The organism is uncultured Cohaesibacter sp. (genome assembly GCF_963556055.3).
Lineage (GTDB): Bacteria > Pseudomonadota > Alphaproteobacteria > Rhizobiales > Cohaesibacteraceae > Cohaesibacter.
Genome location: NZ_CAUVYE020000026.1, coordinates 19,047 through 31,420, shown reverse-complemented (window position 1 = coordinate 31,420; position 12,374 = coordinate 19,047). Strand labels below are relative to the sequence as shown.

5 protein-coding genes are annotated in these 12,374 nt (G+C 51.1%); 2 read left to right on the top strand and 3 right to left on the bottom strand.

Annotated elements, in window-relative coordinates; translation table 11 throughout:
- Positions 1 to 38 precede the first annotated feature (38 nt).
- Positions 39 to 335 carry an RES domain-containing protein gene (locus tag ACHZB8_RS17280; RefSeq protein WP_316862147.1) on the top strand — a complete coding sequence of 99 codons (297 nt, stop codon included), beginning with the start codon at positions 39 to 41 and terminating at the stop codon, positions 333 to 335.
- 31 nt (positions 336 to 366) lie between these two features.
- On the opposite strand, the gene ACHZB8_RS17275 is transcribed toward ACHZB8_RS17280, so the two are convergent.
- Both ACHZB8_RS17275 and ACHZB8_RS17270 read right to left on the bottom strand, forming a co-directional pair.
- Positions 367 to 1,254, bottom strand: a complete 888-nt coding sequence (locus ACHZB8_RS17275) for a transglutaminase family protein (RefSeq protein ID WP_316862145.1) — start codon at positions 1,252 to 1,254, stop codon at positions 367 to 369.
- A gap of 338 nt (positions 1,255 to 1,592) precedes the next feature.
- Positions 1,593 to 10,100 carry a GH36-type glycosyl hydrolase domain-containing protein gene (locus tag ACHZB8_RS17270; RefSeq protein ID WP_316862143.1) on the bottom strand — a complete coding sequence of 2,836 codons (8,508 nt, stop codon included), beginning with the start codon at positions 10,098 to 10,100 and terminating at the stop codon, positions 1,593 to 1,595.
- 312 nt (positions 10,101 to 10,412) lie between these two features.
- Here ACHZB8_RS17270 and ACHZB8_RS17265 point away from each other — a divergent pair.
- A protein-coding gene (locus ACHZB8_RS17265; protein WP_316862141.1) for an IS630 family transposase occupies positions 10,413 to 11,473 on the top strand; the annotation gives its coding sequence in 2 pieces (ribosomal slippage) (positions 10,413 to 10,899 and positions 10,899 to 11,473; 1,062 coding nt in all).
- Between the two features lie 51 nt (positions 11,474 to 11,524).
- Here the strand turns inward: ACHZB8_RS17265 and ACHZB8_RS17260 are convergent.
- A complete protein-coding gene (locus ACHZB8_RS17260) occupies positions 11,525 to 12,295 on the bottom strand; it encodes a Crp/Fnr family transcriptional regulator (RefSeq protein WP_316862139.1) in 771 nt (256 codons plus the stop codon).
- Between the last annotated feature and the right edge of the window lie 79 nt (positions 12,296 to 12,374).

The following is a 12,374-nucleotide window of genomic DNA, read 5'->3' as shown; positions in this document are numbered from 1 at the left end:
CAGCCCATGCCAAAAAACCAAGGCCTCAGTCTGATCCTTTGGCGAAGGATACAGACCTCTGGACGAACAAACAGGTCTTCAATACCTGTCTTGATCTCGCAGACAAGGCAAGAGAAGCGCAGGCGGAGATCATTCGTTATCAATCGGTTCGAGATCCGCGAGTTGGTGCCAATCTTCAGGTTCTTGATCCTGCTGCTTTCGCATCACCAGAGCCGATTGCCCATCAGACATGGCACATTCATATCCGCCCGGATGTGGCTCAGGCCATTTGCGCTTTGCTTGCACTCAGCCTTGAATTTCGCAAGAGCGACTTTGCCGATGATCGTGTGAAGTAGTGACGACCTGCGCCCCATGTCTCTACCAGTTTTAAGGGCGCAGAGCATCTTCAGTTTCTTTCTCGACCGTTACTTTCACTGACATATCTATGAAATCACGGTCTGTTCCATGAAAGCTGCCTGTTACTGGTGCAATCTGCCGGATATCGCGCCCTACAGCAACGGCGATGAGATTACTTGATCCAACTGTTCGGTTTGTGGGGTCGAAAGGTATCCAACCTGCTCCCGGCACATAAATCTCTACCCATGCATGAGTTGCCCCGGAGCCAGCCGATCCGATATAGCTCTCATCAGGATTGTATAGATAGCCTGAGACAATACGCGCACCGAAGCCAAGTGTTCTCGCGGCTTCCGCAAAAAAGACCGCAAAGTCGCGACATGAACCAGATGCGTTGTTTAAGGTTTCGGTGGGGTCCTGTGTTCCTTCTGCTTCCCTGGACTTGTAAGAGATTTGCGATGATATTCCGTTTGAAATATCCATGAGCAGTGACAGGGTATCTGTCGGTCGTTGCATGATGAAGCCTTCAATCCAGTTTGCTAACTGGTTTTCCGGGTCCTCAAACTGAGGATGAAGAAGAGCACCGAGATCTGCCCAATCGTTATCTGAGTATAGAAAAGGGTAATTCATGGCCGAAGCGGCAATCTCGAAAACAGGCCATGTAGCAGCTGTGAGCTCTATGATCGAATGGCTGTGAATAGATAGATAATCAGTGAGCAATGAAATCTCAGCGTTTGCAATAGAATTTCCTGAAACGTCATGTGACCAGATGATTTTTGCTTGAGGAGACATTTCAATGTTGAATGAAATGAGCTTTAAGTCTCGTGTTTCGCATGGCCGCAATAACAACCTGTGTGGGCCAAGTGAGACTTTACTTGCATATCGATAAATAGTGAGATGTTGTATCTTCAATCTTACCATGGTTGTTCTGTCCGCCTGCTGTTTGGGGCTGAGGCGCTGTCCTAAGGTTTGTGTTTATTGAATGGGCAGCGAATTACGCTCGTCGTGGCGGGAGCCGGGTTTTTCCGTGAGAAACCTATCCCTTTCAACCACCAAGCGAGGCAACTTTTATTTAGCAAATCAGAGTACTACCTTCTTGTCTCATAAACTTAGAAGCAAAGATTGCGTGATTTATTGGAACAAATATTTGGTTTCCCTGCCCAAAGTTGGTTTCGACGGTACCTTTTAATAATTGTCTTAAGAGCAGAACGAGAAAAAACTAGAAAGTAGTGAGCATACTACTTCTTTGAGAAATCTGCTTACCCCCCCTTTTGCCTTTGCAAATCGAATTGCAAGCGATGATTTTCTCCATCCAGTCGTAAGCTTACGCTGTTGTGAAACGCCGGATACGGTTTGCCATCTAGAGTAGCGGTCGATCTGCCCTCTCTCTCTACATAAGTCTGCGAAACGGCAATGTCATAGTCGGTCTCATCAACTCTTACACGCAACTCAAAGCCCCGCCAGTTTCTCGGAATGCAGGGAGCGATAGTCAGTGTTTTTCCTTCGCGTCTCAAGCCAAGAATACCAGAGATGCCTGCCTGATACATCCAGCCGGCCGATCCAGTGTACCAGGTCCATCCTCCTCGTCCGACATGGGGTGCGACAGAATAGACATCTGCAGCAATCACATAGGGTTCCACCTTGTATCGCTCTGTTGCCTCTGGTGTTAGCGCATGATTGATGGGATTTACCAAAGCCAAAAGTGAGTGGGACTTTTCGCCCTCATCCAGCTGTGCAAAAGCAAGGATCGCCCACATCGCCGCATGGGTATATTGGCCGCCATTCTCTCGTAACCCCGGCGGGTAGCCCTTGATGTAACCAGGATCGCTGGCAGATTGATCGAAAGGCGGCGTGAACAGCAGCGCCAACCCCTCGTCCCTGAGAACAAGATGTTGTTCAAGGGAATGCATGGCCACTCGCGCACGATCCCCATCTGCCGCTCCAGATAAGACAGCCCATGATTGGGCGATGGAATCGATTTTACATTCTTCACTAGCAGCAGATCCCAGCCAAACACCGCTATCAAAGGTTGCTCGGCGATACCACTCCCCATCCCACGCAATATTTTCAAGAGCCGTTAGCAAGGAGGTTGCATGCGAGGTCCAGAGTTTGGCCCGTTCTAGATCTCGATGTTGGGCAATCGGAACGAAAAGATAAATGCTCCGCAAAAGCAGCCAACTGAGCCAGACGCTTGTTCCCTTACCTGCTTCACCAACACGGTTCATGCCGTCATTCCAGTCGCCAGTGCCGATCAGCGGCAACCCGTTTTCTCCCGTCAAAGCCAGACACAAATCCAGCGCACGGGCGCAATGCTCAAACAGGCTTCCTGTTTCGTCGGAAATTTCCGGTACGAAGAAGGCGTCATGGGTCCCTGCTGCCAACAGAGGACCATCCAGAAACGGCACTTCTTCATCGAGAATGGCCTCATCCCCGGTTTGGACAATGTAGGTTGCCGTGGCAAAGGCCAGCCACACCCGGTCATCGGAAATATGCGTTCGGACCCCTTGCCCCGAATGGGGGAGCCACCAATGCTGAACATCGCCTTCCACGAACTGCCGCCCAGCAGCAAGGAGAAGGTGCTTTCGTGTTTCCTCCGGTTGAGAGAAGGTCAGTGCGATGTGGTCCTGCATCTGGTCTCGGAACCCATAGGCTCCACTTGCCTGATAAAATCCCGAGCGCGCCCAGATGCGGCAGACCTGCGTCTGATAGAGGAGCCAACCATTGAGCATGATGTCCATGGCTCGATCGGGGGTTTTAACCTGCACCGCTCCCAGACTATCCTTCCAATACCGTTGAACCTCATTAAGACAGGCATCGATATCACTAGCGCGGTATCGCGTGATAATTTCACGAGCGTTCTCCCTGGTGCGGCTTTGCCCAAAAAGGGAGACAAAATCGTGGCTTTCGCCCGGTTCCAGCACGACGGAGATGCGCTGTGCTGCGCACGGATCAAGGCAGGCCCCCATGGCACCAGAAAGTGCGTTTTTTCTTCTCATGGCTTCCGGATGGGCAAGGCTGCTGTTTCGTCCGATAAAGCCGGTTCGGTCGGCCGTCCATTCCTGCTGAAGACCGTTAAAATCGGCAAATGCAACCCTGTCGGGGAAGGCTGTATTCCACGGTTTGGTTGCAAACAGAGCGCCGGTTTCTTCATCTCGCTCGTTTAGAATGAAAGGCTCGGACTTGGCTCGGGATGAGCCCAGAACCCAGTCGTTATAGAGGGTGACGGACAAGTGCCGCCTTCGGTTGGACCTGTTGGTCAATGTTAACTTGGAAATCCTGATCGGATCTGACAGAGGAACGAATTGCACCAGATTGGAATGGATCCCTCCGGCGGCATGCTCGAACCTGCTGTAGCCGAACCCGTGGCGCGTTATGTAGGTGCCTTTGTCACGAATGGGCTGAGCCGTTGGACACCAAACCGCACCATTCTCCTCATCGCGGATATAAACTGCCTCACCCGCAGGATCAGCCACAGGATCATTGGACCATGGCGTTAACTGGTTCTCGCGGCTATTCTCTGCCCAGCAATATCCACTACCAGTCTCCGATACCTGGAAGCCGAAATGTGGATTGGCAATCACATTGATCCATGGTGCAGGCGTTTTGTCGCCATCCTTCATGGTGATGACATACTCTGTACCGTCTTTGTCAAAGCCTCCAATGCCGTTGAAAAACTCCAGATCTGTTGGCTGCGGTAAGAGGTCTTGCTCAGAGATCGTCACAGGAGTAAGAGATGCATTGTCAAAGTTTGTCGTTGATGACGATTGGTCCGATTGGAAAATGCGGCCCAATTGCTCCGAGAGAGACCCGTGATTGGCTACAAGCGACGCGCGCGCGACAGAAATCAGGAGGGATTTCGCTTCCAAACTGATCTGGTCTGAGCGTAGAAGCAAGACAGATCCTTGTTCATTTTCATTGCGGATCTGAGACGATCTCATCGCAGTTTTTATTGCGGACTGCAAGTCCTGAATATAGCTGGTTGAAAGATCGTTCAATATGATGAGATCAATATGAAGCCCTTTCATACGCCAATAGGCATAAGCACGCAGTAGCTGTCTCACCAATGGCATACCATCCAGATCCGATATTCGTAAAAGGACAATTGGAAGGTCTCCGGAAATTGACAAAGGCCACAGAGCTGATTGGCGACCTGCCCCGCTGGCAACCACTGAAGCAGACGCACGAAATCGGGAATCGGAATAGAGAAGTGCCGAGGCCAAACTCTGGAAATCTGCCGCTTCACTTGAAGATACGTTCAGGTGACGCAATTGCACCTGCGCCTGTGTCCAGGACAGGGTTTTTGCACGATCATAGGAATTGTGGTCATGATGCTTATCAAGCAAATTCATCAACTCGGAACGAGATGCTGCCACCAGCGTCCAAAAAGTGACGCGCAATGTTTCGCCGGGAGCGATATTGACCCGATGCCTTAGGGAAAAGATCGGATCCAGGACAGTACCTGTTGTATTGGATAGCGAAGCCTTGTCGTTTAAAGCCTTCGCGTTGGCAAGCGAGCGATTGCGCCCCAAAAACTTCAGTCTGTCCGTTTCATATTGTGGCTCTTGAGCTATTTCCCCTTCTACAATAGCAAAATGACAGACCCAGATTTCAGGATCATCTGGTGAACGACGACGACGATTTGCCAAAAGCCCCCCAAATTCGGGTAGATACTCCGTTTCAACAAACATCTTGGAAAAGACCGGATGAGCGGCATCCGATACCGGGGATGCAAGAACCAACTCACTATAGGATGTTAACTCAATATGACGAGATCTCAATCCCGTGTTGGAGAGTGTTATCCGTCGAACCTCACCATCATCTTCGCCTGAAACCAGAACATCCAAACGATAGGTGAGTAGTCCGTTGCGGCAAGAATACTCTCCATAATCCTCAGCAAAGATCACTTGCTGTTGTTTCAGGTCTCGTTTGACCAAATGGCCGGCAGGAGACCAAACAGAACCGGAATCGACATCTTTGAGGAAGATGAAAGAACCGAAGTTTTCGCGTGTGGAATCCTCACTCCAGCGTGTAATGGCAATCTCACCCCACCGGCTGTAACCAGCGCCACGCGCTGTCAACATCACGCTGTAGCTGCCATTTGAGAGCAAATGGGTAATTGGTGCCCCAATCAGTGGGTACTTGAAGCACCGGATTGTGGGCTCGTTGGATATGGCTTCTTCGGTTGAGGCTTTCACTTCTTCAGCGCCGGGATGGACCAACGACACATAACGCGGTCTGCGTTCTTGTAGCAAAAGCTCGCTGGCCATGATGAGTGGATCACTGTGAAAACGGGATCGCATGAGCCCATCATGCATAACGTTGGCGATGGCAACAATGGTCATGCCCTGATGATGGGCCATCACGTTGCGGACGATTGCCACTTTCTGGCCGTCGGGCAATCGGGATTGCGTAAAATCCAGGGCCTCGTAAAATCCGTAAGGTCCGCATCCTCCCATATCAGCTATCCGATCATAGTTGATCGAGGCATTGCGGGCGTCGAACATCGCGGCCAACCCCGTCGCATAGGGTGCAATCACACGGTTCTCAGAAAGCCCGCGCTTCAATCCCAAACCGGGAACCCCAAAATTGGAATATTGATAGGTGAACTCGATATCCCGGGCGTTAAACGCAGATTCAGAGATGCCCCAAGGTAGGTTCAGCTTTCTGCCATAGCCTTGCTGAAGCGCCACAATGCGGTGATTGGTGTCATTGAGAAGGCTGTCCGCAGGAGCCTGCATCACCAAGGAAGGCATCAGATATTCAAACATGGACCCTGACCAGGAAATGAGGGCAGCCCCGTTTTTGACTGGTGTTAGTTGTCGACCAAGTCTGAACCAGTGGCGTGTTGGAATATCCCCTTTTGCTATGGCTACAAAGCTCGCCAGATTGGCTTCTGAGGCGAGAAGATCATAGCAATTCTCATCAAGCTTGTTCTCGGCACGAGCATAACCGATGGAGAGCAGCTTCCGCTTTTGGACAAAGAGGAATGTGAAATCCATAGCCAAAGCCATGGCTCGCGCTTCATCAGCCAGAGCGTCCAAGCGGAGGCTCAAATGATCCCGTACCTCTGGCGAGGCGGAATGATCCCTTTCAAACTCGCGGATTCTGTTTGCAAGTGCTGTGGTCCAGTAGACCAGGTCCGGCATACGGTCTTTTTCCGGGATGACGGAAAGCTCGTTTGCCAGGACGACCGATTTTCTGGCAATGCGACCCAATCTTGGCGCGATTACCTCTAGGCCCTGATCTCCATTCAGCCCGGACTTGAGTTCTTCATAGAGCAGGCCAAGGCGTTGGGTGCTGGCAGACTTGACCATGACGGTCTCAAAGGCCTCAAGCGCCAGCATGAGCGTGTCGTTCATTCCCATTCGCACTGTGGCTATGGGTAAGTCGGCTCTCCATTCAGCACATGCTTTTGACAGAGCGATCAGGTGACCAGCAAGGTTGCCGCTATCCACCGTGGAGACATAAGCCGGTTCGAGAACCTTTAAGTTGGTTGTGTCATACCAATTAAAGAAATGACCGCGGAACCGCTCCATGCGGCGCAGGGTTTCAAAGCATGCCTCCAGCCGTTCAATCGTCTCGCTTTTTCCCGCCCATCCGAAATCATATGCTGCGCTGGCAGATAGAAGATAAAGCCCGATATTGGTCGGAGATGTCCTGTGTGCAATGACAGGTTTGGGATCTTCCTGAAAATTGTCAGGAGGAAGCATATTGTCAGCGGGAGTGACAAATCGTTCGAAATAGCGCCAAGTGCGGCGGGCTATAGTGCGAAGACGCTCTTTCTCACTCGGAGATAATTCGGGGTTCTTTGCTTTGTCAGATGTGTGGCTGATCTGAAAGGCAACGAGAGGCGCGATAAGCCAAAAACAGGCAAAAACTCCCGTGATCAGCAACGACTGAAGTGACAAAACCGCCAGTCCCGTGATCATCACAAGGCCCAACACGGTTCCACCGATCATTAGTCGGTAAAACCCCGAAAGCTTCAGTTCACACGCAAGCTCTGCCTGAGCCGCCGTAACCCACTGCAGCATATGGCTGTGAGTCACATAGAGCCTCGTGACTGATTTTATGATAGCGCGTCCCATGATCGCAGCCTGATGAGGCAGGAAGACGAGCGACAATATGGTCTTGATTGCCGCGGCGTTGAATTCCGCCCCCAGCATTCGGAAATGGCTATTGATGCGTATACCCATATTCCTGGGAATAACGGCAAAGAAGCAAGAAACAAATTCGGGAATAGCCATGGCACAGAGAACGAAACACGTACCCAACAGCGCCGACGTAAAAGGCAACATCCAAACGAGCCCGAGGCAGGCTAACAAGGTGGGGGCAACAAGGGATCGCCTCAAATTGTCGAGAATTTTTGCAAAACCAATCGGATCTACAGACTTAATGTGGCTGTGCCATGCCAATATCCATGGGAGCAATTGCCAATCGCCCCGGGCCCAGCGGTCTTGGCGTTTGCATGCCACATCGTAGCGAGAGGGAAAATCGTCGATGACTTCAATGTCTGAAACCAGACCTGAACGAACGAATATCCCTTCGAGCAGATCGTGGCTGAGGACAGTATTTTCCGGAATGCGATTGGCCAGAGCTGCCTCAAAGGCATCAACGTCATAAATTCCCTTGCCGGTATATGAACCCTCACCAAATAGATCCTGGTAGACATCGGAAATGGCAGAAGAGTAAGGGTCTATGCCACCGGGTGAAGAAAAGACCCTGTGAAAAAGAGTATTCTTCCCCTTGGCTGTCAACGTAGGGGTTACTCGTGGCTGGAGAATACCGTAGCCGTGAATAATGCGTTGTGTCTCTTTGTCGAAAATCGGGCGATTGAGGGGATGAGCCATTTTGCCGATTAGCTTGCGGGCGGCATCCCTTGGCAATCGGGTGTCAGCATCCATCGTGATTACATAGCGAACTTGGTCTGGCACCCATGGAATAGTGCCATCGAGAGCGTTGAAAGTGGTGTCCTTTGCCCCTCGCAGCAATTGATTGAGCTCTTGCAGCTTTCCACGCTTGCGCTCCCAGCCCATCCATTTGCCCTCAGAAGCATTAAACTGTCGATCTCGAACAAGAAGAAGAAAACGCTTGCCTGCTACGCCTGCTCCATAACGTTTATTCAATTGCTCGATTGCCGTTTCGCCATCTGCGATCATAGCATCTTCTTCAGCGAGGAACTTCTGGTCTGCATCCATACGATCGAGCAGCAATGCAAATGTGAGATCGTCTTCCGGGCCGGACAGATAATGGATTTCGAGGTGTTCGATCTGCCTGAGGAGCTCTTCCGAATTGCTCAGCATGGTCGGGACGACCACCATGGTTCGCGAGTCTATGGAGACGCCGTGATCAAACTCCATGCTGGGCAGGATCACCGCGCCAAAGCTCCAGGTCACGAACCGGTTTACGAATGCTGTCGAAACCTCCGTTGCGGGAATGAAGCCGGCCAAACAAAGCAGAATCCCGACTGGGATACTTGAGATATTCAAAGCCCAAATGCATGCCCATAGCATCATGAGGGCAAGACAGGAGATAAGACCGACATAGCCGCCAACGCCCAACCGTTGGCTAAAGCGCAGTATCGACAGGCGCTTGGGGGGCTTGAAGTCTATTTTGGTTTCTAGCAGCGGTCGCCCATTTGAAAGCAGATAGTAACCGGGATCTGAGAGGCGGCTGTCTTGCGAATCTGCACCGCCCGCGCTTGAAACCAGCGCCATGACCTGCCTCGTCACCTCGATTTCCGATATTGGCGATCTACGTGCCAGAACCTCAATCGCGTCGCGATACATGTCTCGCGTCGCGAAGTCCATCAGAGAAAAAGTTTTGCTTTTGCGCAGCTCGGCATCAACCAGATTCACGCTTTCAAACGCTTCCGACCACTCAATACCGGAAATCAGGCGCATACTGGTTATTATGTTGCGGACGGTCAGGTTGGAGGCACCAAGATTTTGCTGAGAGCGCAAGACAACTTCATCAATAGAGCAGCCTTCGCTGGATAGCCTCTCTTCAAGCCAGGCCAATATGGGTATGTCATCGGTATCATGTTCACGTAGACGCTTGGCCAGCTGCGCTGCGAACCGTTCGGGCAAAGGGGCTGATGAAATCTCGGCCAGAGCGACATCAGAAGCAATTTTCTTCATCAGCACCTGATCGACGAGGGTGTCGGCCGCAATGCGGCTGTTTCGTCCGGCGACGATCTGATCTGCCAGACGTCGAAGATTTTCAATCAACACAATACGGAGCGTAATCGGAAGCGCCCAAAGTTCGCCCATGGTAAGCGGATGGATTGTTTGATAGGCGCGAATAAATCTTAGAAATATCTCGGGATCAAAATGACTGTCTGTATGAGCAACAAAGGCCCAGGCTATGCCGAAAACGCGAGGATAGCCAGCCAAGGGTCCATCAATCAATTTGGGCAGCTGCTGGTAATAGCTTGGAGGGAGGCTGCTTTTAATGGCGCGTATCTGCTCATCTACCAGATAATAGTTGTCGAGAAGCCATTCCGCAGCGGGAACCAAATTTTGGTGGTTTTCCAGCTCTTCAGCGTTGGAAAGATAAGCGGCATGAATCGCATTGGCATTCTCTTTGAGGCGCTTTTGCAGCGTGGGCACTCTTGGAGGGTTTGGCGAAACCACTTGTGCGACTGCGAGCGTTTTCGCATGAAGCTCTAGGCGCTCGGCGCTGAATAGCTCTTCCCTGATCGGAGAGGTATCCCTCCAAAGCCTGAAGGCTCGTCCATTTAAATTAGCAAGAAATGACAGAGGTATCATTGTAACCCTTTCGCACTGTGCCACTGGTGTGACAAAGCAATGCAGAAACCTATGGCAGTAGGCAGTCATTTCGTTTTTGAAAACTAGAGGACAACAGTATCGATCAGCTTCTTTCCATACGAACGCACAGCGTGAAGACCGGATCGCTTGCCAAAGGTTATCTATTCAAGCTATCAGCCTTTTAAAATTCGGCACTGATCAAGGTTAATGCTGCTAAGTAATACCAACGAGCATAATTTCAGACTCAATTTAGGGATTCCCTTTTTGTGCATTTTCTGAATCAATGGATTTCATTGATTTGGGGGCTTCAGGATGGGCAGAGCAGTATCACTTCGTGACGATTATGACGGGCAGGCTTTGCGGCAGTTGGCCAAGCAAAGCAAACATGCCAACCAGAGCCGTCGACTTTTGGCTCTGGCCGAAATTTACGATGGCGGTAAACGGAGTGATGCAGCCCGCATTGGCGGCGTTACCTTGCAAATCATCCGGGATTGGGTGCTTCGCTTTAATATGGAAGGCCCACCGGGTTTGATCGACAAGGCCCGTTCCGGAGCACCAAGCAAACTGAATGGTGGTCAGCGAAGAGCACTCGCAGCTATTGTCGAGCAAGGCCCGATCCCGTCCATTCATGGTGTTGTGCGCTGGCGGCGCAAGGATCTGGCTCGCTGGATCTATGAGGAATATGGTATCTCTCTGGAGGAATCCTCTGTTGGTCGCGAACTGCGTGCCCTTGGCTTTGCCAAACTCTCGGCTCGCCCTCGTCATAGAGGGCAGAACCAGTTTGCGATGGACGAGTTTTAAAAAACTTCCCAGCCGAGTTGGCGGCAGTCCGCAAAAAGCTCCCGAAAGGAACCCCGATAGAAGTGTGGTGGCAGGATGAGGCCCGTGTCGGGCAGAAAACCAAGATCACACGTCGTTGGGCAAAACGCGGTACTCGACCAGTCGCTCCGAAAGATCAAAGGACAAAATCAGTCTATGTCTTCGGGGCTATCTGTCCGGCCCGTGGCGTAGGGGCAGGTTTGGTTCTGCCCTATTGCAACAGGCAAGCAATGCAATGGCATTTGGAAGAAATCTCCTGCCAAGTTGCAAATGGTGCTCATGCGATCGTCATTCTGGATCGGGCTGGCTGGCACACAACGCAAAATCTCGAAGTGCCCGCCAATATCACCCTGTTGCCACTACCACCAAGGTCTCCGGAATTGAACCCGGTTGAGAATATCTGGCAGTTCATGCGGGACAATTGGCTTTCCAACCGGATCTTCTCATCCTACGAGGAAATCCTCGCTATATGTTGCGATGCCTGGAGCAAACTTGTCGAGCAGCCGTGGATCATAATGTCCATCGGATTGCGAGAATGGGCCCATAGGTTCTGAATTCTGCTCGGTGGTATAAGCCCAAGCATGGAAACGAGTAGTCTGGTTGGTCTATGTCAGCAGAGGGCCAGCCTGATCGAGGTAAGATGAGTCAAAATCAGCAAATGCGACCAAGCGATCATAATTGTCAAAGACTACCTGTCCATCGCGAAAAGTCGCCATTCCGACTTCTCGTAACTGTCTCAAGACTCGATTGACATGCACTGCACTCAGGCCCAGCGCGTCGGCAAGAAGGGGCTGAGTGAGCGGGCAGGTAAAGCCGGTTTTGCTGCCAGCTCCGATGAGAGAAAGGCGGGCACTTAGCTCAAGAAGAAAATGGGCCATGCGCTCTGCAGGATTACGACGTCCAATATTGACCAGATGCTCGACCACCATGGCCTCATCCCTGGACAATGCCCAGAGCAAAGCCATGGCAAGCCGTGGGTGTTGAGCAAAGGTATCGAGTAGGCGAGGTATCAAGATTTCACATACTTCAACTTCTGTTACAGGCTCGATGTTGTGATCAGAAGTGTGAAACAAAACACTTCTTACACCCAAAAAATCACCTGGTATCTGGAAGTCAACGATTTGTCGGGTTCCGTCAGCCTGAATTTTGTAGGAGCACACCCAGCCACTCATCAAGATGAAGGCGGCCTGATTTGTCTCGCCCTGTTGCACCAGATCCTGCCCAACTCGAATTTTTCGGCTCTGTTTGAGAAGTTGCCCAAGAATCTCGAGTTCATGTTCTGACAGCCCGATGCAAGCGCTTAGTTTCAGTGCGATTGGCGTGTTCAAAATAGTCTTCATAGAATCACCACGCTTTTGAACCTTCGGAAGAAACAACTCAAGATGCTGATCTTGATCAGTCCATCATATCCGAATGTTTGGGAAGATAGGATGAATAAATAGTCGCCAATTCTTT